This window comes from Bacillus sp. VA13 (assembly GCF_055710085.1).
The window spans coordinates 1,545,349-1,569,813 of record NZ_JBVQPP010000001.1 but is presented as its reverse complement, the minus strand read 5'-3'; the positions used below and the strand labels follow the sequence as shown (position 1 = coordinate 1,569,813).

The 24,465-nt window shown below is 46.0% G+C and carries 23 protein-coding genes; 14 read left to right on the top strand and 9 right to left on the bottom strand.

Annotated features, from left to right (window positions below; translation table 11 throughout):
* Window positions 1-9 precede the first annotated feature (9 nt).
* Window positions 10-477, bottom strand: coding sequence for a TspO/MBR family protein (locus AC0C66_RS08105; RefSeq protein ID WP_088679896.1), 468 nt, complete (start codon window positions 475-477; stop codon window positions 10-12).
* Between the two features lie 90 nt (window positions 478-567).
* On the bottom strand, window positions 568-1,641 hold the full coding sequence (gene cotI, locus AC0C66_RS08100) for a spore coat kinase CotI (RefSeq protein WP_072181955.1): 1,074 nt from the start codon (window positions 1,639-1,641) through the stop codon (window positions 568-570).
* Window positions 1,642-1,830: 189 nt separating this feature from the next.
* Here cotI and cotSA point away from each other — a divergent pair, with 189 nt between their 5' ends.
* From cotSA to AC0C66_RS08085, 3 genes are read left to right on the top strand one after another with little or no spacing between them, the layout of a single operon-like run.
* A complete protein-coding gene (gene cotSA, locus AC0C66_RS08095; protein ID WP_327816318.1) occupies window positions 1,831-2,964 on the top strand; it encodes a spore coat protein CotSA in 1,134 nt (377 codons plus the stop codon).
* Between the two features lie 14 nt (window positions 2,965-2,978).
* Complete coding sequence (gene cotS / locus AC0C66_RS08090; RefSeq protein WP_326201256.1) at window positions 2,979-4,034, top strand: spore coat putative kinase CotS; 1,056 nt, start codon at window positions 2,979-2,981, stop codon at window positions 4,032-4,034.
* 1 nt (window position 4,035) lies between these two features.
* Window positions 4,036-4,458, top strand: a complete 423-nt coding sequence (locus AC0C66_RS08085; RefSeq protein WP_242735024.1) for a hypothetical protein — start codon at window positions 4,036-4,038, stop codon at window positions 4,456-4,458.
* A 73-nt stretch (window positions 4,459-4,531) separates the two neighbouring features.
* Here AC0C66_RS08085 and AC0C66_RS08080 read toward each other — a convergent pair whose 3' ends face one another.
* The 3 genes from AC0C66_RS08080 to AC0C66_RS08070 are packed head-to-tail and all read right to left on the bottom strand — an operon-like array spanning window position 4,532 to window position 7,991.
* The gene (locus AC0C66_RS08080; protein ID WP_461845668.1) at window positions 4,532-5,755 is read right to left on the bottom strand and encodes a glycosyltransferase family 4 protein; all 1,224 of its coding nucleotides are present in this window, start codon (window positions 5,753-5,755) and stop codon (window positions 4,532-4,534) included.
* 2 nt (window positions 5,756-5,757) lie between these two features.
* Entirely contained in the window at window positions 5,758-6,708 is a 951-nt protein-coding gene (locus AC0C66_RS08075) for an NAD-dependent epimerase/dehydratase family protein (RefSeq protein ID WP_072181959.1), read from the bottom strand.
* On the bottom strand, window positions 6,705-7,991 hold the full coding sequence (locus tag AC0C66_RS08070; RefSeq protein WP_114151312.1) for a UDP-glucose dehydrogenase family protein: 1,287 nt from the start codon (window positions 7,989-7,991) through the stop codon (window positions 6,705-6,707). Before AC0C66_RS08070 ends, AC0C66_RS08075 begins: the two co-directional genes overlap by 4 nt.
* 171 nt (window positions 7,992-8,162) lie before the next feature.
* Between AC0C66_RS08070 and AC0C66_RS08065 the strand changes: the two genes are divergently transcribed.
* Complete coding sequence (locus AC0C66_RS08065; RefSeq protein WP_327816322.1) at window positions 8,163-8,981, top strand: UTP--glucose-1-phosphate uridylyltransferase; 819 nt, start codon at window positions 8,163-8,165, stop codon at window positions 8,979-8,981.
* 8 nt (window positions 8,982-8,989) lie between these two features.
* Here AC0C66_RS08065 and AC0C66_RS08060 read toward each other — a convergent pair whose 3' ends face one another.
* Window positions 8,990-9,709 (bottom strand): yteA family sporulation protein, encoded by a 720-nt coding sequence (locus AC0C66_RS08060; RefSeq protein WP_014114898.1) that lies wholly within the window; start codon window positions 9,707-9,709, stop codon window positions 8,990-8,992.
* A gap of 291 nt (window positions 9,710-10,000) precedes the next feature.
* Here AC0C66_RS08060 and AC0C66_RS08055 point away from each other — a divergent pair, with 291 nt between their 5' ends.
* From AC0C66_RS08055 to mntD, 10 genes are all read left to right on the top strand, one after another.
* Window positions 10,001-11,416, top strand: coding sequence for an isochorismate synthase (locus AC0C66_RS08055; protein ID WP_088679902.1), 1,416 nt, complete (start codon window positions 10,001-10,003; stop codon window positions 11,414-11,416).
* Window positions 11,413-13,155 carry a 2-succinyl-5-enolpyruvyl-6-hydroxy-3-cyclohexene-1-carboxylic-acid synthase gene (gene menD / locus AC0C66_RS08050; RefSeq protein WP_327816323.1) on the top strand — a complete coding sequence of 581 codons (1,743 nt, stop codon included), beginning with the start codon at window positions 11,413-11,415 and terminating at the stop codon, window positions 13,153-13,155. The genes AC0C66_RS08055 and menD overlap by 4 nt, the downstream gene beginning before the upstream one ends.
* Window positions 13,143-13,967 carry a 2-succinyl-6-hydroxy-2,4-cyclohexadiene-1-carboxylate synthase gene (menH, locus tag AC0C66_RS08045; protein ID WP_088679904.1) on the top strand — a complete coding sequence of 275 codons (825 nt, stop codon included), beginning with the start codon at window positions 13,143-13,145 and terminating at the stop codon, window positions 13,965-13,967. The genes menD and menH overlap by 13 nt, the downstream gene beginning before the upstream one ends.
* Before the next feature lie 31 nt (window positions 13,968-13,998).
* Window positions 13,999-14,817 (top strand): 1,4-dihydroxy-2-naphthoyl-CoA synthase, encoded by an 819-nt coding sequence (gene menB, locus AC0C66_RS08040; protein WP_010329489.1) that lies wholly within the window; start codon window positions 13,999-14,001, stop codon window positions 14,815-14,817.
* 90 nt (window positions 14,818-14,907) lie between these two features.
* A complete protein-coding gene (locus AC0C66_RS08035) occupies window positions 14,908-16,368 on the top strand; it encodes an o-succinylbenzoate--CoA ligase (protein ID WP_327816324.1) in 1,461 nt (486 codons plus the stop codon).
* Entirely contained in the window at window positions 16,365-17,480 is a 1,116-nt protein-coding gene (gene menC, locus AC0C66_RS08030) for an o-succinylbenzoate synthase (RefSeq protein ID WP_087987971.1), read from the top strand. The genes AC0C66_RS08035 and menC overlap by 4 nt, the downstream gene beginning before the upstream one ends.
* Window positions 17,481-17,760: 280 nt before the next feature.
* Window positions 17,761-18,681 carry a manganese ABC transporter substrate-binding protein/adhesin MntA gene (mntA, locus tag AC0C66_RS08025; protein WP_014114891.1) on the top strand — a complete coding sequence of 307 codons (921 nt, stop codon included), beginning with the start codon at window positions 17,761-17,763 and terminating at the stop codon, window positions 18,679-18,681.
* A gap of 18 nt (window positions 18,682-18,699) precedes the next feature.
* Window positions 18,700-19,452 carry a manganese ABC transporter ATP-binding protein MntB gene (gene mntB, locus AC0C66_RS08020; RefSeq protein ID WP_014114890.1) on the top strand — a complete coding sequence of 251 codons (753 nt, stop codon included), beginning with the start codon at window positions 18,700-18,702 and terminating at the stop codon, window positions 19,450-19,452.
* Window positions 19,453-19,457: 5 nt separating this feature from the next.
* A complete protein-coding gene (locus AC0C66_RS08015; RefSeq protein ID WP_014114889.1) occupies window positions 19,458-20,765 on the top strand; it encodes a metal ABC transporter permease in 1,308 nt (435 codons plus the stop codon).
* A complete protein-coding gene (gene mntD / locus AC0C66_RS08010) occupies window positions 20,755-21,642 on the top strand; it encodes a manganese ABC transporter permease MntD (protein WP_072182022.1) in 888 nt (295 codons plus the stop codon). The genes AC0C66_RS08015 and mntD overlap by 11 nt, the downstream gene beginning before the upstream one ends.
* Window positions 21,643-21,660: 18 nt before the next feature.
* Here the strand turns inward: mntD and AC0C66_RS08005 are convergent, their stop codons facing one another.
* Genes AC0C66_RS08005 through AC0C66_RS07995 form a run of 3 tightly spaced genes read right to left on the bottom strand, consistent with a single transcriptional unit; the run spans window position 21,661 to window position 24,287 of the window.
* Entirely contained in the window at window positions 21,661-21,819 is a 159-nt protein-coding gene (locus AC0C66_RS08005; protein WP_003219337.1) for a DUF1540 domain-containing protein, read from the bottom strand.
* 53 nt (window positions 21,820-21,872) lie between these two features.
* On the bottom strand, window positions 21,873-22,913 hold the full coding sequence (locus AC0C66_RS08000; protein ID WP_003219339.1) for a cytochrome d ubiquinol oxidase subunit II: 1,041 nt from the start codon (window positions 22,911-22,913) through the stop codon (window positions 21,873-21,875).
* 42 nt (window positions 22,914-22,955) lie between these two features.
* Window positions 22,956-24,287: a cytochrome ubiquinol oxidase subunit I gene (locus tag AC0C66_RS07995; protein WP_014114886.1), complete on the bottom strand. Its 1,332-nt coding sequence runs from the start codon at window positions 24,285-24,287 to the stop codon at window positions 22,956-22,958.
* Between the last annotated feature and the right edge of the window lie 178 nt (window positions 24,288-24,465).

The following is a 24,465-nucleotide window of genomic DNA, read 5'->3' as shown; positions in this document are numbered from 1 at the left end:
CTTTTTTGTTCACAGATTCATGGAATAGATTGTAAAGGATAAGAATGTCGCAAATGCACTCCATAAAAAATAAGGCAAAAGAAGATAGCTTGCGGTCCTGCTGTATTTTTTCGCTATGATCATTAAAACGATTGCAGTGATGGCGACAAGCAGGCTGTCAATCGATGCAGCCAGCAGATTCTTTTGGGTAAATTGAAAATAGCTGAATGCCTGATTGAGCACATAATTAATCAAAAGCGTAAGCCAAAAGCTTTTCGCATCTTTAAATGAAAACTCGGCATACACAATGGCAGCTGAAAGGGAGATCAGGGCAAATAGGATGGCCCAAATGATGCCGATCGCAGATCCGGGTGGCGTCCAGTCCGGTTTTTTCAGTGAATTGTACCATTCTTGGTCAATTGGAAACAGGTAGTCTGCGGCTGAAAACAGCGCATATGTAATCACAAAAACCGCTATGGCACCGACCATCTTCTTCATGTTTGTAACCCCCGTATGTATTAATGTTACATTTATTCTTACCCTTATCTTATAAAGATCATCCCCCCGATATACGGGGGAGATGATGTCTTAAATCAGCTGCTTTAATGCGTTTGCTTTAATGCGTTCATATTCAAAAGCTGACTCTAATTCTTCCTTCGGTAAAGCAGACTTGCGGACGTATTTTTCGCGAATGACATCGTAAAGCTCATAAGGAAACAGCATATCAATAAACATTACTTGTTTTTGTTCGTCAGTTAATGGGGCACTGGATTCATATGCGTTCAGCATCACATGAAATGTTTCTTCATCCCAAACGCCCGTCGTATCTAAAAGCGGAATAATCATTTTGCGCAAATCTCGAATAGGAAGATCAAATGATACGGTATCTAGGTCGATGACCCAAATCTGTTCGTTTTCCCCCAAGAGGGTATTTCCGGTTCCATAATCCTGGTGGCAAAGATTAGGGCTTTTTTTCAGCTGTTCAGTCCATGGCACATAGGACGACTGTAAAAGCCGGTCTTTGATGCGCAGTCCGTCTTCAATAAAGCTGTCTATCTCTTGAAGATAAAGCTGTGAGAAAGGATCTTCTTTTTCCATCTGCGCCATCAGCTTCCACGTTTCCATCTGTTTGCATCGTTTCGTATAGTGATTCGGCCAGCGCCCTAATTTCGTAAATACGGGAACGCCATTAGGCGGCTGATATCCGACGGAAGCTGTATGGAAATCAGCAAGGCCTTTCATGATAAACTCCAAATCCTGCTTTACAGTCAGCTCAAACGGCCTTCCTTCGATCCAGTCATATACGACAAATAGAAAGGAGCCGTGCTTGGAATACAGGCTGCCTTTTTTATTTGGGATTATGCCGGGAACGTTCATGCCTTTTTTTGCTAAATAATCCTGTGCGAAAATGGAAAACAAGGCTTTCTTTTCGGGCCTGTGTATTCGTTTCAGACAAACCGCACCGGAGCCTGTGTGAACCTTCCACACAAGCGCCATCTGGTTTCCTTGAATGACGTCTATTTTTTCAGTCTGCACATCCCATCCTTGAAGCACATTTTCAGCCAGCTCGGTTAATTTTCTTTCATCTTCTGCTGATAAAGGAAGCTCTGATGAATTCCCCTCCTCAATGACTTCTTGGTTTTCTGCCATTAAAGGACACATCCTTACCTGTTTTACTCCTACCTTATGAATCGAAAGAAAAAAATGATTGAGATATTTGACTATATTTGATAGAAGAATCTGGTTGTTTACCCGTTTTGTTTTTGGGGCAGTCCCATTCCGCACAAGTTGGTTGTTCAACCGTATCATGATTCTAACTAGTTAAAAATCATGCAGGAATGGAGGCTATGTATGAAAATAGCACTGATCGCCACAGAGAAGCTTCCTGTCCCCTCGGTTCGAGGAGGCGCCATTCAAATCTACCTCGAAGCAGTTGCCCCTTTGATTGCCAAAAAACATGAGGTGACTGTATTTTCTATTAAAGATCCGAATCTCGCTGATCGAGAGACAGCAGACGGAGTCCATTATGTGCATTTGGATGAAGACCGTTATGAAGATGCTGTTGGAGAAGAGCTGAAAAAGAGCCGTTTTGATTTTGTGCATGTCTGTAATCGCCCAAGCTGGGTGTCGAAACTGAAGAAACAGGCGCCAGATGCTGTTTTTATTTTAAGCGTTCACAATGAAATGTTCGCTTACGATAAGATCAGCCAGGCAGAAGGTGAGATATGCATCGATTCTGTAGCGCAGATTGTTACGGTCAGCGATTATATCGGCCGGACGATCACAAGCCGTTTTCCGTCAGCACGATCAAAAACAAAAACGGTGTATTCCGGTGTGGATTTGAAAGCATACCACCCACGCTGGACAAAAGAAGGGCAGCGGGCTCGCGAAGATATGCGAAGCGAGCTGGAACTTCACGGTAAAAAAATTGTCCTTTTTGTTGGCCGGCTCAGCAAAGTAAAAGGCCCGCACATTTTATTGCAGGCGTTGCCGGACATAATCGAGGAGCATCCTGATGTCATGATGGTGTTTATCGGGTCAAAATGGTTCGGAGATAATGAATTAAATAACTATGTCAAACATCTTCATACCCTCGGTGCGATGCAAAAGGATCATGTCACATTTATTCAATTTGTGAAGCCAAAGGACATTCCTCGCCTTTATACCATGTCAGATGTATTTGTATGCTCTTCGCAGTGGCAGGAGCCTTTAGCGAGGGTGCATTATGAAGCGATGGCTGCGGGACTGCCTATTATTACAAGCAATCGGGGAGGCAATCCAGAGGTCATAGAGGAAGGGAAAAACGGCTACATCATTCATGACTTTGAAAATCCTAAACAATATGCTGGATATATCAATGATTTGCTCAGCAGCTCTGAAAAACGGGAACGGCTTGGGAAATACAGCCGTCGTGAGGCAGAAAGCCAATTCGGCTGGCAGAGGGTGGCGGAAAATCTGCTCAGCGTGTATGAGAAGAACAGATAGAAGGGGTGAACAGAGTGTACCAAAAAGAGCATGAAGAACAGATTGTGTCCGATATTCTCAGCTATTATCCGTTCCATGTCGAACATGTGGCGCTGAAATCAAACAAAAGCGGGCGCAAAATCTGGGAAATACAAACAGATCAAGGCCTAAAGCTATTAAAAGAAGCGCAGATGAAACCGGAGCGAATGCTTTTTATCACTCAGGCACATGCCCATTTACAAGAGAAAGGGCTGCCGGTAGCGCCGATACATCAAACAAAAAATGGCGGGAGCTGCTTAGGTACTGATCGGGTCTCCTACAGTTTATATGACAAAGTGACAGGAAAAGAAATGATTTACTATGATGCAGAGCAGATGAAAAAAGTCATGTCATTTGCCGGCCATTTTCATCATGCGTCAAAAGGATATGTTTGCACAGATGAAAGCAAGAAAAGAAGCAGGCTCGGCAAATGGCATAAATTATACCGGTGGAAGCTGCAGGAATTAGAAGGGAATATGCAGATCGCGGCATCTTATCCTGATGACTTATTTTCGCAAACTTTCTTAAAACACGCTGATAAAATGCTGGCAAGAGGAAAAGAGGCTCTGCAAGCGCTTGATGAATCAGAGTATGAAAATTGGACAAAAGAAACGCTTGAACATGGCGGATTCTGTTTTCAGGATTTTACATTGGCGCGTTTGACTGAGATCGACGGGGAGCCTTTTTTAAAAGAGCTTCACTCGATTACCTACGATTTGCCATCAAGAGATCTGCGCATTCTGCTGAATAAAGTTATGGTTAAGCTTTCTGTATGGGATACCGATTTCATGGTTGCACTGCTTGCAGCCTATGATGCAGTGTATCCGCTCACAGAAAAACAGTACGAGGTGCTATGGATTGATCTCGCGTTTCCGCATTTGTTCTGTGCAATCGGCCATAAATATTATTTGAAGCAAAAGAAAACATGGTCAGATGAGAAGTACAACTGGGCGCTGCAAAATATGATTTCTGTTGAAGAATCTAAAGATGCGTTTTTGGATACAATGCCGGAACTGTATAAAAAAATAAAAGCGTATCGGGAGGCGAATTGACATGAGGTCATCGAGACAAAAAGCCTCCATTTCTAAACTCGATCTCGACCAATTCGTATTTACACCGCCTGGATCGATGGGGTGGCAGGCTCATGACACAAGCTCAGCTGAGAAGGAAGAAGAGGAGAAACACTTGGCTGTGGGCAGCATTCGAGAGCTCCCTAACATCAATGCACCGAAAGAATTTCAAGAAGAACCGAAGGAAAAGGAAACAGATCACAAAGTTATGGATGACGAAGAAACGAAATTCGAAACCATTCGAGAGCCTGAGGAGGAGCATGATTCCAAACGTTCAGAGCCGCCAATTGAAGAGGAGGATGAAGAACCAGAATTAGTGGAGGAAGCTAGAGTGGAAATTATCGTTCTTCCGAGTGAATCCGCACCAGCTCCATGGTTTTCTCAAACTGTAAAGCGAAAGGCATAAAATCACATTTATGCCTTTTTTTATGTTCTATGCAGCAAAAAAACAGCCCGTATTGCAACACGAGCTGTAGGTTTTATGATTTTGCTTTCACAAAAAGCTGATTGATAGATGATAAATCAAGGTTCTGCGATAGAAGAGGCGGCGGAAATTGTTTGTTTTCCGGTGTCAGAACGGATTGGTAAACAGCATTGAGCCTTTTGGCAGCATGGGTAAAGGTAAAAGAAGCTTCTACATTGTGCCGGCCGTTTTTTGTGATTTTGTTCATTAATTCTTGGTCTTTAAAGGCTCTGTCAATTGCTTTCGCAAATGAAGAAGGCTTGTTGTAGCTGTCGATGACAAGACCGTTGACTTCGTGTTTTACAACTTCTCCGTTTCCGCCCCGGTTTGTGGTAATTAAGGGCGTTCCAGCCGCCATTGCTTCATAATTCACACGGGCGAGGGGTTCATTCCACTGAGAGCTGCACACAAATACATCTGCCATCAGAAAGAGGTTTGGAATGTCGTCTGCGGGGATGAATTTCGTGAAGATCACATGGTCCCTGTATGGCAGCGCCAGCTTTCGCAGATAGGTTACATATTGGTTTTCACCGTCATCGCTGAACCACTTCCCGCCTGCTATGACGAGCACAGCGTCGGGATGCTGCTGCAAAATCCGTTTCATGCTGTGAATGAGAAGGTGAGGCCCTTTTGTGGGGCTTAAACGGCCGGCAAATAAAATGACTTTCTTATCCCCAATGCCGTATTTTTTTCGGTATGTTTCTCTAATAGCCGAACCTTTCATCGTCCAGACAGGCGGATAAGAGTGGATGTCAACACCGGAGTATACGACTTGTGTGATGTCCTCTGCTTCAGGGAACCGTTCAATGACGGTTTGTTTAATAAATTCGCTGACGGTTGTGATCATGGAGACATTGTCGAGTACTTCTTTTCCTTGCGCGAAGGTCATCTTTTTTTCAGAAAACATTTCGTTATGCAGGCTCAGAACAATCTTGCTGTTTGGTGAGGCTTTTTTATATAGAGAGACATTTAAAGGCCTATTGAACACATGAATAAGGTCAAAGGAAGAGGCTCGCAGCTCCTCGGCTACCGCCTCGCGGTAATGCTCTTTTGGCAGATGGATATACTGTACGCCGTCTTTTGTTTCTCTTTTTGGAAGTGATGGATCTTCTATTGAAAAAATGGTCAGATCGTACCGGCTGCTGAAATAGGGCGTGACACCGTCAATCATCATTTGAATTGCGCCGCCGCGTACCGCGGGCGCCGGCAGCTTTTCTGTACAGATAAAAGCAAGCTTCATTTTCATTCCCCCTGATACAGCGACGATAAATATGCAAATTCGTTGGCCAAACCATCCTTTAAGGATGTGGCGGGATCGTAATGTAAGAGCTGTTTTGCTTTTGAAATATCCGCCCACGTTTTGCTTGGTTCCCCTGCTATTTTGTCCGAAAAGTGCAGTGTTGCTTTTTTACCGGAAATGTCTTCAATGAGGGAGACAACCTTTAAGACTGAGGCACGCTCTGCGCCGCCGATATTCACCGTTTCACCAATAAGATGGGGTTTCCCAAGAACAGCGTAGATGCCTTTGACACAGTCGCCGATATAAGTAAAATCTCTTGACTGCTGCCCGTTACCGAAGATGGTGAGCGGCTTTTGCTGAAGGTGCTGTTTGATGAGCCGGTGAAAAGCCATGTCCGGCCGCTGTCTCGGTCCGTATACGGTAAAGAAACGGAGAATCACAATTGGAATGCCAAAGCTTTGTTGATACACATGGCAAAGCTTTTCTCCCGTAAGCTTTGTTACGCCGTACGGAGATAATGGGGAAAGCGCCGCGTTTTCACTGACTTTCCCTTGTTTTTCGCCATAGACGGAAGAGGTGGAAGCAAAGACGAACGTTTGAAGCGGATGTTCCCGGCAGGCCTCAAGGAGCCTTTGGAGCGCTTGTATATTATGTGCGGCATATGGATGAAAATGATCGCCCCAGCTTGAACGGACACCCGGTATGGCCGCCAAATGAAAGATGATATCCACTCCCTCCAGTAAGGGAGAAAGATCTGCAGTCAGCAGATTTTCCTTTATGAACGTAAATCGTTTTTCTGGCAGCAGGGCTTCAAGATTTTTGAATTTTAAGGAAAATGAAGTGGGTCCTATAAAGTCGTCGATTCCGATAACATCATGTGTCTTATCCTTCAGCAATTCTTCGCAGAGGTGGGAGCCGATAAATCCCGCTGCTCCTGTGACGAGTATTTTCATGGGCGGCCAACTCCTGTGCAGATTAGTCCGAAGTCCTCGAGCAGTTCTTTTTTCAGTGCGTTGCGCCCGTCGATCACAAGTCGCCCTTTCATGATGCTTGCAGTCTTTTTCCAATCTAATGCTAAAAATTCAGGCCATTCTGTTGCCAAAAATAAAAAATCACTCTCTGCTATCGCATCAAAAGCTTGAGATTGCTGAGTCACATGTTTCCGCAAATGTTCTGGAAGAACAGCCTCAGGATCATATGCATCAACATGGCATCCCAGCTCTGTCAGCCTTTCTATCAACCTGACGGCTTGAGAATTCCTGGTGTCATCGGTATGCGGTTTGAAGGAAATGCCGAGTACAGCAGCTTTTTTGCCGTGAAGTGTATCAAAGAATGACTTTATTTTTTGGATATACAGGCCGAGCTGGGTATCATTGATGTGCTGCACGGCTTGTAGCAGGTAGGTCTCCGTGTTTTTTTCCTGGGCAGCGAATTGCAGCGCCTGCAGATCCTTTGGAAAACAAGAGCCGCCGTATCCGATGCCGGCCTGCAAAAAGTGTCCACCGATTCTCGGGTCTAGTCCGATGGCACGGGAAATATCTGAGATATCTGATTGATAGGCTTCACATATGCGGGCCATTTCGTTAATGAACGAAATTTTGGCTGCTAAGAAGAAGTTATTGGCATACTTAATCAGCTCTGCTCCTGCTAAGCTTGTAATGATATAAGGGGTGTCAATGTGTTTATAAATGGATTTGACGATTGCTGCTGATACGTGATCTCCTTCCTGAACACCGATGACCGTTTTATCAGGATGCAGCATGTCATACAAGGCGTTGCCTTCCCGCAGAAACTCCGGATTGGATACGATGTTAAATAAGTTTTCAGACACTCCGGAGGCAATCAGCTGTTTTGCTATGTTTTCATTTGTCCCGGGCGGAACAGTGCTTTTCGTAATAATGGTTTTATACGATCGGATTGCCTCGCTCAAATCGCTGATGACGGACTGCAGTGCTTTCGTATCTGCTGATCCGTCCGAACGCGGAGGGGTTCCGACTGCGATAAAAATGACGGGACATTCCTCCATGCTCGATTTCACTTCAGAAGAAAACGAGAGATTGCCGCAATGATTTAGTGCATCTGAAAGCCCAGGCTCGTAAAAGGGAATGTCTCCATTTTTCAGCTGTTCGATTTTTTTGAGGTCTTTGTCTGTGCATATCATGTCATGCCCGAAGGATGCCAGTGCCGCTGATAGGGTCAAACCGACATATCCGGCGCCAACCACACAAATTTTCATCACCTGAGCTCCTTTACAAGATTACTGGTCATATATCAATATCCTATTAAAAAAGGGCTGGTTCGTGATTCCGCTTTCTGCCCAGTTTCTTTCGCCTAATTTCAGATGTACAAACATCGGGGTGCGCTCTTGGAATATCATGTAATAAACATGAGCTGAGGGGAAAATAACATGATAAAAAAAGCGATCATTCCTGCCGGGGGATACGGAACGAGGAATCTTCCGGTGACGAAGGTGATTCCAAAAGAAATGTTTCCGGTAGGATCTAAGCCTGTGATTCATTATATTGTTGAAGAGCTGAAGGAGTCAGGCATTGAAGATATTTTGATGGTTGTATCGAGCCATAAAAATCTGATTGTCGACTATTTTGATTCCTCTTTGGCGCTTGAAGCTTTTCTGGCCTCCCGGCATAAACTGCATTTACTCAGTGAACATCCGATTCCGGATATACGGATTCATTATGTGCGGCAGCCTTATGCAAAAGGTCTTGGCGACGCGATTTCTTTTGGAAAGCAATTTTCAGGCGGAGAGCCTTTTGCCGTCGTTTTGCCTGATGATCTGATCTTTTCCGCTAATCAGCCGGCTTTGGGGCAGCTGATTGAAGCGTACACGAAATATCAGTGCAGTGTGATCGGCTTAAAAGAAACGAAACCGGAAGAATTGCACCATTACGGTGTGATAAAAGGGGAGCCTGTTGAAAAAGGGCTTTATCACATTCAGGATATTGTGGAAAAGCCTAAACAAAACCCGCCTTCTCATTTTGCCGCAGCAGGACGTTATATTTTTACACCGGATATTTTTGAGAAGCTGGAGACATTAGAAGCTGATGCCGGAGGAGAAGTGCAGCTAACGGATGCGATTAAAGCTTCACTTAGGGCATGCGATGTTTACGGGAGATTGCTGGAGGGCGATCGGTATGACATCGGCCTGCAAAAGGATTATCTGAAGCTGATCACCGATATGCTGAAAACGGAAAAGAACCCCCAATAACCGGGGGTTCAATCAGCGTGGAGATCGCCGAATGTTGTCATGATTCCCTCTTCATCGAGTTCTTCCTCATAACGCTCATGAGCTCTGCTTTGATAAACTGTAATTTCTTTGCCTGTGATATCTGTAGCGATGAAATTTTCGTACGATTCCGTATTGCCGATGTTTTCTTCGGCATTCATCGTCATATCATCATAGCTGAGCGGAGGGTTTTCCATATCCTGCGGTGTTTGCGAGTTTCCGTATTTTTCGACGTCCTGGTAAGAATCTTCACTGTCATAAGGCGCTCTGATTTCTTCATCGTCGTCAAATTCAAATTGCCCGAAAGGTGTTTCTTCTTCGATCGGACGGTCTTTGGAAACGACATCCTGTGACGAATACTCTGCGAGCGTTGTGGCAGTCGGAAGCGCTTCAAGACGTTCGTAAGGGATTTCCTTTCCGCTGACTTCACAAATACCGTACGTACCGTTTTCTATCGCCTTCAATGAATGCTCAATGTCCCGGAGATGCTCTCTCTCATGCAAGTCGAGAGCGATGTCTTTTTCACGCTCGTAAAGCTCTGTCGCCTGATCGCCGGGATGGTTGTCGTAAGCTGAAAGCTCACCCCATGAATCATAAGGAAAGGCAGAGTTAAGCTGGAAATGGTCATTGTCTTTGAAACGGTTTAAGATATCTTCTTTTGTTTGTTCCAGTTCATGTTTCAAGTGTTGAAGCTGGTCTTTTGTAAGCAATAAGATCCCCTCGTTTCTCTGTGGTGCATACCTTTAGTATGAACAGATCGCCTGAGAACTTTCATAAATGACGAGTGGTGGAATATAGGAGATATTCCTTATATGGTAAGCGGATACAACCTTTGCTATCAGTGGAGAAAGAAATTTAAGGTTTGTTTCTTTTTCATTTCTGAAATTAGGTTTATAATAGGTAAGGCAGGCCATTTGGACTGCATGATCTGTGTGTTTGACACAAAGGAGACACAGGTGTATGGTATTAAAAGCATTTTAAGGATTATGGAGGAATGTCTCATGGTGACAACGGTGCAGCGTACGTTCCGAAAGGAAGTTCTACATGCATTACATAAAGCCAAAGAAGTCAACCATGCTGTCTTAATAAGCTATTCGAGACAAATCGAGTCTCTTGACCCTCTATCATTTTTCAATTACGGAGCAAAAAAATATACAGGCAATCGATTTTTTTGGTCAGATCCTGAAAGTGAATTGACAATAGTCGGTCTTGGCAAAGAAGCGGTTTTCCAAACAAATCAGAAAAACAGCGAGCGGTATCGCGAGGTTTTTGAACAATGGGAGCGCTTTAAAAAGACGGCTTTTCATATTTATGAAGAAGAAAAGCTGCAGCATTCTGCAGTGGGACCTGTGTTATTCGGAGGATTTTCTTTTGACCCTTGCGAAGAAAGAGGTACACAATGGGACCATTTCTCGGAAGGGGATTTCTTTGTGCCTGCGCTTATGCTGACGATGACTGCCGAAGGCCCGTTTCTAACAGTCAACAGATGGGTAAGCGGAGAGGAAGACGCAGAGACAGTTTTGGAAGGCTTAAAGTCTTTTGCAGCCGAATGTAAGGTTCCTGATTTAAACCAAGTAGATCAGGCTGTGATTGCAGCATCTCAAGAGCTGGATAAGGACGATTGGCTGAAAGCAATCGAAACGGCAACAAGCCAAATTAAAGAGAAACAATATGATAAGGTGGTTCTTGCCCGAGAGCTGCTGCTCACGTTTGAAGGTCCGGTCCAAATTGAACCGGTGCTTAAAACGCTTCTGAACGATCAGCAGACAAGCTATGTTTTTGCAATCGAACAGGAAGGAAAAACCTTTGTCGGCGCGTCTCCAGAGAGACTGATCAAAAGAGACGGCAGCACTGTCATGTCTTCTTGTCTGGCAGGCTCCATTAAACGCGGCGCGAACGAAGAAGAAGATCGCCGGATAGGCCTTGAATTATTAAACGATGAGAAAAATCTGCTGGAGCATGATATTGTTGTAGGCATGATTCATAACGCTTTTGCATCAAGCTGTTCGGAGGTTGAAAAGCCTGACGGACCTGTATTGTACAAAACAAAAAGCGTTCAGCACTTATTTACGCCGATTGTCGGGCAGCTTCGTGAGTCTGCTTCACTTTTTGATTTAATTGAGAAACTGCATCCTACGCCGGCGCTTGGAGGAGCACCTCAGAAAAAAGCTGTTGAAGTGATCAGAGAGATCGAACCGATGTCCCGCGGCTGGTATGCGGCCCCTATCGGCTGGATTGACAGCCAGGATAACGGGGAATTCGCAGTGGCCATTCGTTCAGGACTGATCGAAGGCAGCACAGCAAGGCTGTTTGCCGGGTGTGGCATTGTGGAAGACTCGGACCCGCAATCTGAATATGAAGAAACACAGATTAAATTGAAGCCGATGATCTCTGCATTAGGAGGTGAGAGGCGGTGACAGCCAACCCAATTACGCATTACATCGGAAGTTTTATTGATGAATTCGCCCTTTCCGGGATTACGGATGCCGTCGTTTGTCCGGGCTCAAGATCCACACCGCTGGCTATTCTTGCAGCCGCGCATCCCGATATCAGCGTCCATGTCCAAATTGATGAAAGATCTGCCAGTTTTTTTGCTTTAGGGCTGGCAAAAGCGAAGCAGCGTCCCGTGCTTTTGATCTGTACATCAGGAACAGCCGCGGCCAACTTTTATCCGGCTGTGATTGAAGCCCATTATTCAAGAGTGCCAATTATTGTGTTAACTGCTGATCGGCCTCATGAGCTGCGCGAGGTAGGCGCACCGCAGGCTATTAATCAGCACTTCTTATTCGGTAACTTTGTTAAGTTTTTCACAGACTCTGCTCTTCCAGAAGAGTCTCCGCAAATGCTGAGATATATTCGAACGTTGGCCGGCCGCGCCGCCGGGGAAGCACAAAAGCGCCCAATGGGACCTGTGCATGTGAATGTGCCGCTGCGTGAACCGCTGATGCCGGATCTTTCGGATGAGCCGTTTGGAAGAATGAGAACAGGCCGTCACGTGTCTGTGAAAACGGGTACGCAGTCTGTTGACCGCGACTCTCTGTCTGATGTGGCTGCAATGCTGGCAGAGGCTGAAAAAGGAATGATCGTCTGCGGAGAGCTCCACAGTGATACGGAAAAGGAACACATTATTGCGCTGTCAAAAGCGCTTCAGTATCCGATTTTAGCGGACCCGCTGTCTAATCTGAGGAACGGCGCTCATGATAAAAGCACTGTCATTGATGCGTATGATTCATTTTTAAAAGATGATGAGCTGAAGGCGAAATTGCGTCCTGATGTCGTCATCCGTTTTGGGCCGATGCCTGTCTCAAAACCGGTTTTCTTATGGCTCAAGGATGATCCGGCAATTCAGCAAATTGTGATTGACGAAGATGGAGGGTGGAGAGACCCGACACAGGCAAGCGCGCATATGATTCACTGCAACGCATCTGCTTTTGCTGAAGCAATCATAATGGAACATGCTGATATGACCAAGTCATCAGAATGGCTGAATAAGTGGCAGTTTGTCAATGAACGGTTCCGTGCGCATTTGCAAACAATCAGCAGTGAAGAGGTTTCGTTTGAAGGCAATCTCTATCGAATTCTTCAGCATCTTGTGCCTGAAAACAGCTCGCTGTTTGTCGGTAACAGTATGCCGATCAGGGATGTTGATACGTTTTTTGAAAAACAGGAACGTGCTTTCCGGATTTATTCAAACCGGGGCGCAAATGGGATAGACGGTGTCGTCTCCTCTGCGATGGGGGTATGTGAAGGGACAAAAGCGCCTGTTACACTCGTGATTGGAGATTTATCTTTTTATCACGATTTAAACGGACTGCTGGCGGCCAAAAAGCTTGGCATTCCTCTTACTGTGATTCTCGTGAATAATGACGGCGGCGGGATTTTCTCCTTTTTGCCGCAGGCTTCTGAAAAGACACACTTTGAAGATTTGTTCGGCACGCCGACAGGGCTCGATTTCAAGCATGCGGCTGCACTATACGGCGGAACGTATTCATGTCCCGCCTCGTGGGATGAATTCAAAACAGCTTACGCGCCGCAGGCAGACAAGCCCGGACTCCATTTGATAGAAATCAAAACGGATCGCCAATCGAGAGTTCAGCTCCATCGCGATATGCTGAATGAGGCTGTGCGGGAAGTGAAAAAACAATGGGAACTGTAAACATAACTGTTTCAGACGGTGTCCGATATGCTGTGACAGACGAGCGGCCGAATGCTTCCGAAGCCGTCGTCTGTCTGCACGGGTTTACCGGCAGCAAACAATCATGGACTTTCCTTGATGAGATGCTGCCTGATTCCCGTTTGGTCTTAATTGATTGTCTAGGGCATGGTGAAACCGATGCCCCGCCGAATGGGAGAAGATACAGCACGAACCGGCAAGTTTCTGACCTTGCCGAGATTTTTGATCAATTAAAACTTCACAAAGTGAAATTGATTGGGTATTCTATGGGAGGAAGGCTTGCTTATTCTTTTGCGGTGGCATATCCCGAACGGGTATCGGCACTGGTGCTTGAAAGCACAACGCCGGGGCTCAAAACGCTTGAGGAACGGCGGGACCGGATCATGCGGGACCGGAAGCTTGCCGATTTTATTTTGCGTGACGGGATCAAAGCATTTGTAGAGTATTGGGAGAACATTCCTTTGTTTTCATCCCAGCAGCGGCTGGCTGAAGATATTCGGCACAGGATACGGTACGGCCGTCTGCGAAACAATAAGATTGGGCTTGCAAATAGTTTAACGGGCATGGGCACCGGTTCACAGCCTTCCTTGTGGAGCCGTGTACAAGAAATAGCCGTGCCTGTGCTTCTAATCTGCGGGGAGTGGGACAAAAAGTTTTGCGCCATCAATCAAGAGGTGCATAAGAAGCTTCCATCTAGTAGAATAGAGATTGTTCCAAAAGCCGGCCATACGGTGCATGTGGAACAGCCGCGTTTTTTTGGTAAAATAGTGAGTGAGTTTTTGACAAGCTTATAACTGCACATAGAAAAATAGAGGAGGTCATATCATGGCTGTAGAATGGAAAACTGAACGGACATACGATGAAATATTGTATGAAACGTATAATGGTATTGCAAAAATAACAATCAACCGCCCTGAGGTACATAACGCGTTTACCCCCAAAACGGTTGCTGAAATGATTGATGCGTTTGCTCGCGCGAGAGACGATCAAAATGTCGGCGTTATCGTGCTTGCTGGTGCCGGAGACAAAGCCTTTTGTTCTGGAGGAGACCAGAAAGTGCGCGGTCACGGCGGTTATGTAGGAGACGACCAAATTCCGCGATTAAACGTACTGGATCTTCAGCGTTTAATCCGCGTTATCCCGAAACCGGTTGTTGCGATGGTGTCCGGATATGCGATCGGCGGAGGCCATGTGCTTCACATCGTATGTGATCTGACAATCGCTGCCGACAACGCGATTTTCGGACAAACAGGCCCTAAAGTGGGAAGCTTTGACGCTGGTTACGGTTCTGGCTACCTGGCTCGAATTGTAGGACATAAAAAAGCCCGTGAAATCTGGTACCTGTGCCGCCAGTACAACGCACAGGAAGCGCTTGACATGGGTCTTGTCAACACAGTCGTTCCTTTGGAACAACTTGAAGAAGAAACGATTAAATGGTGTGAAGAAATGCTTGAAAAAAGCCCGACCGCACTTCGTTTTCTTAAAGCTGCGTTTAACGCGGACACAGACGGACTTGCTGGAATTCAGCAGTTTGCAGGGGATGCTACCCTTCTTTACTACACAACAGATGAAGCAAAAGAAGGCCGTGATTCCTTTAAGGAAAAACGCAAACCTGATTTCGGACAGTTCCCTCGTTTCCCGTGATCAGCAATACTTAGTAAACCAACAGCTTGAGACTTTGCGGTCCAAGCTGTTTTCTTTTCAATACAGACATTTTACCTCGGAGATGATGACATGCTGACAGAACAGCCCAATTGGCTCATGCAGCGGGCACAGCTGACACCTGAGAGAATCGCTCTCATCTATGGAGACCAAACCGTGACATTTGCAGAATTGTTTGCAGCGTCTAAGCGTATGGCGGCGCAGCTTGGTGCTCATTCGGTTCGGAAAGGAGATACTGCGGCTATTTTGCTCCAAAACCGTGCAGAAATGGTATACGCCGTTCACGCTTGTTTTTTGCTTGGTGTGAAGGCGGTGCTTCTGAATACGAAGCTGTCAACACATGAAAGGCTGTTTCAGCTGAAGGATTCCGGTGCACGCTTTTTACTGACAGATTCAAACTTTGACCAGCAAGATTATGAGCATACCGTTCAAACCATTGATGTGGACGAACTGATGAAAGAAGCCGCAGAGGAAATTGAGATCCAGTCTTATATGCAATTGGATGAAACGGCGACGCTAATGTATACCTCGGGTACGACAGGCAAGCCCAAGGGAGTTCAGCAAACGTTCGGAAACCATTATTTCAGTGCGGTGTCATCCGCGCTTAATTTGGGTATAACAGAACAAGACCGCTGGCTTATCGCATTGCCACTCTTTCACATCAGCGGATTGTCCGCGTTATTTAAATCTGTGATCTATGGAATGACTGTCGTGCTTCACCAGCGTTTTTCTGTAAGCGATGTGCTGGATTCTATCAGCAGGCATCAAGTGACAATGATATCTGCGGTGCAGACAATGCTGGCCAGTCTTTTGGAAGAAACAAGCCGCTGCCCTGAATCCATCAGATGCATTCTGCTCGGCGGAGGCCCTGCACCGCTGCCATTGCTTGAGGAGTGCCGCGAGAAAGGATTCCCTGTCTTTCAGTCATACGGAATGACAGAGACATGCTCACAAATTGTTACCCTGTCGCCGGAATTCAGTATGGAAAAACTCGGATCTGCGGGTAAACCGCTGTTTTCATGCGAAATCAAAATAGAGCGGGACGGACAGGCGTGTGAACCGTTTGAACACGGTGAAATCTTGGTCAAAGGCCCGAATGTGATGAAAAGCTATTTTAACCGGGAGAGCGCAAACGAATCATCCTTTCAAAATGGCTGGCTGAAAACAGGTGATCTTGGGTATTTGGACAGCGAAGGCTTTTTATATGTATTAGACAGACGTTCAGATCTGATCATATCAGGCGGAGAAAACATTTATCCGGCTGAAGTGGAGTCAGTGCTGCTTTCACACCCCGCTGTAGCCGAAGCCGGTGTTTCAGGGGCAGAGGACAAAAAATGGGGGAAAGTGCCCCACGCCTATCTTGTCCTTCACAAGCCTGTGAGCGCAGAAGAATTGACCGCCTACTGCAAAGAACGCTTGGCGAAGTATAAAATTCCTGCAAAATTCTTTGTACTGGACAGCCTGCCGCGCAATGCGTCTAATAAGCTCATGCGAAATCAGCTGAAGGATGCGCGTAAAGGAGAACTGCTATGATCGAAATAGAGAAAATTACGCTTTACCATTTGAGCATGAATTTAAAGAAACCGTTCAAAAACAGTATTGAAACGCTTCAAGAGCGTAAATTTCTGGTCGTGGAAGCTATTGATACATCCGGTGTCACAGGCTGGGGAGAAGTGTCTGCGTTCTCTTCGCCTTGGTACACCGAGGAAACCATTGGAACATGTTTGCACATGTTAAAGGATTTTTTTATTCCCAATGTTGTGGGACGTGAATTCAATCACCCTTCCGACGTGCCGGACAGTCTGGCGCGCTATAAAGGAAATCGGATGGCAAAAGCGGGACTTGAATCGGCTGTCTGGGATATCTATGCGAAAAAGAAGGGCATATCCCTCGCCGAGGCATTGGGCGGGACAAGAGATAAAGTGCCTGCCGGGGTGGTTGTCGGCCTGGCGCCCCTTGACGATATGCTGAAGGAAATTGAGAGTTATCAAAAAGAAGGGTATCAAAGAATAAAAATAAAAATTCAGCCTGGGCAGGATGTGGAATTGGTCAAGGCCATCCGCAGCCGATTTCCGAATATCCCGCTCATGGCTGATGCCAATTCATCCTATGAGCTGAAAGATATCAGCCGTTTAAAGGAGCTTGATGACTATCATTTAATGATGATTGAGCAGCCGCTCCAAGCTGACGATATCGTTGACCACCGCCACTTGCAGAAACATTTGAAAACGGCCATTTGCCTTGATGAAAGCATTTGTTCAGCCGATGATGCGAGACGGGCGATTGAGCTCGGAAGCTGCAAAATCATTAATATTAAGCCTTCCCGTGTCGGCGGTTTAACAGAAGCCTTAAAAATTCATGATTTGTGCAGAGAGCACCATATGCAGGTTTGGTGCGGCGGTATGCTGGAAACAGGCATATCCAGAGCGCAAAACGTGGCGCTAGCTTCACTGCCGCAATTCACAATACCCGGTGATATTTCATCATCTTCACGCTATTGGGATGAGGATATTGTGACCCCTGATATCCATATTGATAATGGATTTATTTCTGTGTCAAAACAGCCTGGTTTAGGGGTTGAAGTGAATCAGGACATTATGCGAAAATATGTGACCAAAATGGATGTTTTCACACAGCATGGATAAGAAAAAAGCATTTTGCCATTTTGAGAGAATGTCAGTGTGCTGTTATAGTAAAAGCGTTCGTTGAATACATCCCTTCTCGTTTGGACCGGCTGCTAACCCAGCCGGTTTTTTTATGCAATTGTTGCTTGACAAAAGTGGACAAACGCGATATTTTTGCACCAAGGAAACTTTTTGTCCTATCTAAATAAAATATGCTTTTGGCTAATTTAATGTCACATGTCTAAGAAATAAAAACATAAGATAATACAATCGGACATTGATGGCAAAGAGGAGGGAAAATATGAAACAGGGACTGATGGCAGCAGTGCTTTTTGCCTGTTTTGCTTTAACAGGATGCGGTACCGGTTCAGCCGGAAAAAGCGCCGATCAGCGGTTACAGGTAACGGCAACAACATCCCAAATTGCCGATGCAGCCGAAAACATTGGAGGAAAGCATGTAAAAGTCACCTCTTTAATGGGACCGGGGGTCGATCCGCATCTTTACAAAGCCTCACAAGGTGATACGAAAAAATTAATGTCAGCCGATGTTGTGCTGTACAGCGGATTACATTTGGAAGGGAAAATGGAGGATGTTCTCCAAAAAATAGGCGAACAAAAACAAGCAGCGGCAATTGCTGAGGCCATACCGAAAAGCAAGCTTATTTCTGCCGGAGAAGGCAAGACGTTTGATCCCCACGTTTGGTTTAGCATTCCGCTATGGATCTATGCGGTGGATGAAATCGAAGCGCAATTCAGTAAAGCGATGCCTGAGCACGCAGATGATTTCAAGAAAAACGCCAAACAATACAAAGAAGATTTGCAATACTTAGATAAGTGGTCGCGGCAGGAGATCGCACACATTCCGGAGAAAAGCCGTGTGCTTGTTACGGCTCACGATGCCTTTGCGTATTTTGGGAAAGAGTATGGTTTTCAGGTGAAAGGCCTGCAGGGACTCAGCACAGATTCGGATTACGGGTTGAAGGATGTTCAGGAGCTTGTCGATCTCCTAACAGAAAAACAAATAAAAGCTGTTTTTGTAGAAAGCAGCGTGTCTGAAAAATCAATAAATGCAGTGGTGGAAGGGGCTAAAGAAAAAGGCCATACAGTCACAATCGGCGGTCAGCTCTATTCGGATGCCATGGGTGAAAAGGGCACAAAAGAAGGCACATACGAAGGAATGTTCCGCCACAATATTAACACAATTACTAAAGCGCTTAAATAAAGAAAAGAGGTGAAGGAAATGTTCCCTGTTGAGCTCAATAATGTAACGGTCGCTTATCATAAAAAGCCTGTTCTGCAGGAAATTACGCTGCAGGTGCCTGAAGGAAAACTGATTGGCATTATCGGTCCAAACGGCGCGGGAAAATCAACCTTGATCAAAACCATTCTCGGTCTTGTGCCCAGAGCTTCAGGAGACATCTCTATTTACGGCAAAGACTATAAGGATCAGCGGACAAGAATCGGATACGTTCCGCAGCGAGGCTCGGTTGACTGGGATTTTCCCACAAACGCGCTCGATGTCGTGCTAATGGGAAGATACGGCCGGATTGGCTTATTGAAAAGGCCAAAAAAAGCCGACGTGGATATGGCGAAGGCTGCTTTAGAAAAAGTCGGGATGCTTGATTATGCGAAAAGGCAGATCAGCCAGCTGTCAGGAGGCCAGCAGCAGCGGGTGTTTCTTGCCCGGGCACTATGCCAGGACGCTGACATTTATTTTATGGATGAACCGTTTGCCGGCGTTGATGCAGCGACGGAGCGGGCAATTATGACGCTTTTGGCCGAACTCAAAGAAAAAGGAAAAACAGTGCTTGTCGTCCACCATGATCTGCAGACTGCCGAGGATTATTTCGATTGGATTCTACTGCTTCATCTAAGAAAAATCGCTTTCGGACCTGCGAAAAACGTTTTTACGATCGAAAACCTGCAAAAAACGTATGGAGGAAGGCTGACATTTCTAAAAGATAAAGTGCTGGCAGAAGGACATAAGGGGTGAGCGCGTTGTTTGAAAGTTTGTGGCTGCAGCTCCAGCACCCGAATACACAGTGGGTGCTTGCGGGTACGCTTTTGCTGGGAGCGGCAAGCGGTGTTTTGGGCAGCTTTGTGCTGCTGAGAAAGCAAAGTTTAATCGGCGATGCAATGGCCCATTCAGCTCTGCCGGGAGTGTGTCTCGCTTTTCTGTTCACCGGGCAAAAATCACTGCCTTTCTTTTTGCTGGGGGCAGCGCTTGCCGGGCTGCTCGGAACGTGGTGTATTCAGCTGATTCCGCGGCTTTCAAAAACAAAAGAGGACTCAGCGATTGGGATTGTTCTCTCAGTGTTTTTTGGCGTCGGGATCATACTGCTGACATATATTCAGCAGCAGGGGGCGGGAAGCCAAAGCGGGCTTGATTCTTTTTTATTCGGCCAGGCCGCTTCATTGGTCAGACAGGATATCATTTTGATTGCAGGAATATCCGCTGTTCTATTGCTCCTTTGTATTGTTTTCTTTAAGGAGTTTACGGTGATTACTTTCGATCTCGCGTTTGCAAAGGGATTGGGACTGCCGGTGCGTTTTTTAAACGGGCTTTTGGCTTGCCTTATCGTCTGTGCTGTCGTCATCGGGCTTCAGACAGTTGGTGTGATATTAATGGCAGCTATGCTGATTACGCCTGCCATAGCTGCAAGGTATTGGACCGAGCGGTTAACCGGAATGATGGTCATTGCCGGGGTCACAGGCGGGGTTAGCGGCGTGGCCGGAACCTTGCTGAGCACGACGATGAAGGGGATGGCGACAGGGCCATTGATGATCTTATCAGCAACAGTGATTTTTCTATTTTCAATGATTTGCGCGCCTAAGCGGGGATTGGCTGCAAAAGCAATAAGGCTGATCAAGCTGCGGCGCAAAACAAGCAGGGAGCAGGTGTTGCTGACGATTTATGAGCAGTATGAAAAGAACGATCTTTATGTAACGGCTGAAAGTGTAAGAAAGAAAAGGCGGCTATCCCCTTCATTATGCCATAAGGTATTGAATGGATTGGAAAAAGAGAGGTGCATCGTGCATGTTGAAAATGGGATTTGGCAAATGACACGTACTGGGATAGAAAAAGGCTATCACATGGCTTTAAAGCATCGGATGTATGAAATGTACCTCATGCACGAAATGGAGCTTGCGAATCTAGAAATTGATCAGGATCATTTTGACCCGGATCGTTTGCCTGGGGAAACAAGAGAGCGGCTTCTTTCACTCTTAAAGCTGTATGGCCGGATGCCTGAGCTTCAGAAGTCGGCTCCTGATGCCGAGAAAGGACAGATCGCAAATGAGTTTTGAAGCATGGATTATAGCTACCGGTGTATTAGTCGGTGTAAGCTGCGCATTGATCGGCACATTTCTCGTGTTGAGAAAAATGGCGATGCTGGCCGACGCGATCAGCCATACAGTGTTGCTTGGCATTGTCGGTGCTTTTCTTGTGACAGGAAGTCTTGACGGGATTCCTATGTTTATCGGCGCGGCCGTATCTGGACTGTTAACGGCATTTTTGGTTCAGCTTCTCCACAGCAAGGGGGTTCAATCTGATGCCGCCATAGGGGTGGTTTTTACATCCTTATTTGCGGTGGGCGTCATTTTGCTTTCTGTGTACGGAGCGAATGTTCATCTCGATATTGAGCACTCGTTAATGGGAGAAATCGCTTTTGTGCCGTGGAATACGATCTCGATATTCGGAGTTGACATCGGGCCGAAAGCGTTTTGGATGCTGGCATCTGTTCTGGTTTTAAATATATTGTTGATCAGTGTGAGCTATAAGGAGTTCAAAATCGCTTCGTTTGATCCGCAAATGGCTTTAGCTCTGGGAATACCGGTTTTGCTGATTCATTATGTGCAAATGGGCATGCTGTCGCTGACGACCGTCGCTTCCTTTGATTCGGTTGGTGCTGTATTGGTTGTAGCCATGCTGATTGTCCCGCCTGCTGCGGCCCATTTGCTGACAGACCGGCTGCTTTATATGTTGATTCTCAGCGCGTTGATTGGCGGGCTGTCGGCGGTTATGGGCTATTTCTTCGCAACATGGCTTAATGTTTCAATTTCCGGAGCGATGGCGGCCATGACAGGTGTATGTTATGCTGGCGCCTTTTTGTTTTCGCCTGCAAACGGGGTCATGACAAAAAAGCTGAGAACATTGAACATGCAAAAAGAAAGAGCTGGCTGATGCAGCTCTTTCTTTTGATTACAAATCATGCGGCTTAAACGTTTTGCAGTCCGTTTCCTGGCTGTTTTCAGCCGTTTCACCAGTATGGCTGACAACATAAATGGCATCAGCGGTGCATTTGTTTCCTTTGCCCCAATAAGAACAGTTGTTGACTTCGCATAGAATTTTCTGCTCCATGCCATCCCCTCCTTATAAAGGTTCTGGCTTAGTATAGCCGTCGGGATTGTCCTCTATTCCTCCTGGCGGATATACCGTTTGTCTCGCATAAACATTTTCCAGAAAAAATAGAAGCCCGGAAAGAGAATAATAAATGCAACGATATACGTAGCAAACAGCGCTCTGAACGTTGCTGGCTCTGTGAAGCCCGACATGACTGTCACATCGGGATAAATCATATACGGGAGATGCGCCCGCCCGTACGCGTAGCTTGCCAGAAAATACTGGATCGCAATCGCGACAAGTGCAAGCCGCGGCTTTCCGATGTTTTGGCCAAAGCTCTTGTTAGGCAGAAAAAGAGCGATTCCCGCGATGACAAATGTAATGAACGATGCAATAATCCAAGAGAAATCATTCATCATTCCGCTGTACAGCCAGTTTGCTTCATTCCGCAGTGTCAGCATAATGCAAACAGCAAACAGGAGTGAAATCGGACCGGTAATCAAGGCGCTTTTTCTGTAGGCGCGGTACGCATCCTGTTCCTCCGCCACATTTGAAAAATCAGCAAGCAGCAGCGAAGACAAAAACAAAGTGCTTAAAATCGCAAACCCGATAAATGAGTAGGCATTGGGGCTTGAAAAGATTTTGGACATGTTCAAGTTATAGATTCCGTCCGTTTTTTCTATAAAACCTCCGTGTGTCACAGGAAGCACCAATATTAAAATAGCAGGGATGATAAAGCCGGAGATGCCGGAAATATATCTTAGCATTTTCCGCTCCTTTGCTGTGTTTGAAAAAACGAGAAATCCGCTTCGAATCGCTAAAAACAGTAAAATCATGCTGCCGGGAATTAATAAAACGGTTCCGAGCACAAATGTCGCGCCAGGAAAAAAGCTGAAAAGCGCCACGACGATGGCCACAATAAAGACGTTTGTGACCTCCCAAGTCGGGGACAGAAAGCGGTTCGCAATATCGGTGGCCTTCATGTGCTCCTTGTTTAAATAGATCATAGACCAAAATCCCGCTCCAAAATCCATTGTCGCCATGACGGCGTAAATAAACACAAAGCCCCAGATAATTGAGATGGCGATCAGAGCGTCAGTTGAAATGTCCATTTGTCGATCTTCCTTCCATTTGGTTTCCTGTTTGCGGAGCCATTACGACTCCGCTGTATTTAAATCTTCGTCAACCGGGTGCTTGCGGAAATAGTACAGCAGCACGTAGACGACAGCTGCGCCTAATACGGCGTAAACAAATGTGAAAAATAAGAAGAGCACCCCGATCGAGCCAGTCGTTGTCACGACATCTGACGTTTTGAGGAGATGATAGATGACCCAAGGCTGCCTCCCCGTACAGGCGAAAATCCAGCCGAATTCAATGCCGATGAGACTAAAAGGGCCTGCTGTCATGAAAATGACCAAAAGCCACGTTGGGAAACGGTCTTTCTTGAGCACCTTTCTCCAGACCACACCGATAATGGAATAAAGAATAAGCAGCATGCCTACCCCCACCATCGCATTAAACAGCGTGTGAATGAACAGCGGCGGCCATTCGTCTCTCGGAAATGCATTTAATCCTTTTACAACAGTGTCAAAGCGGTTCGCTGCCAGAAAGCTTAACGCCCATGGAATCTCGATGGCCCACTTTACTTTTTCTTCATTCGGGTCGGTAAAACCGCCGATAGCAAGAGGGGCGTGAGATCTTGTTTCAAACAAGCCTTCAGCGCCTGCTAATTTTTCGGGCTGATATTCGTACAGCATCTGTGCGGATTCGTGTCCGTTCAAAGCGGTCAGCAGTGAAAAAATACCGCCGATCGTCAGTGCGAGCAAAAGGGCTTTCCGGTGAAAGCGATAGACCTTTTCTTTTTTTCTCGACCGGATCATTTTATATGCAGCAACAGAAGCAACGATAAACGCGCCCGTCATAAATGCAGATAAAACGACATGGCCTGCGGTGATAAAAAAGCTTGGGTTGAAGAATGCAGCCCACGGATCAACATCTGTAATTTTCCCGTTTGAAATTTTAAAACCGGCCGGCGTTCCTTCAAAGGCATGGACATTCGTGATCAGAACAGCTGACGCTGCTGCCCCGACTAACACAAAGAAAACGGCAACAATCCTCATTGCCGGTGACAAGCGGTCTGCGGCGTATACATAAATGGACATGAAAAGGGCTTCAACAAAAAAAGCATAGATTTCAATTTGAAACGGCAGGGACATGACCCGGCCGATGACTTCCATAAATCCCGGCCATAAAAGCGCGAGCTGAGTGCCCGCAATCGTCCCGGTCGGTATGGCGACCCCCAGCAAAACCGCTTGTGCTTTCGTCCATCTTTTCGCCATGATCGCATAATGGTCATCTTTCGTTTTTTGATAGATCAATTCTGCCACTAAAATCATGAGCGGCAGACCGACTCCAAGCGTTGCGAAAATAATATGAAAGCCCATTGTCGTGCCAAAAAGGCTTCTGGCCAAAACTAAATCATCCACAATCGTAAACCACCTTTCTAAAAAGACGTCCTGTATGTATTTTGGGTTTATTATTTGCTTCCTCGGTTAGATTATTCTTCCTATTCTTAAATGCGATGAGGTTTACAATGCGAAAACGCAGGGAAGGATGTAAGAAGATTGACAAAACGTTTGTGAGGATATAAAATAAAGCGTAATT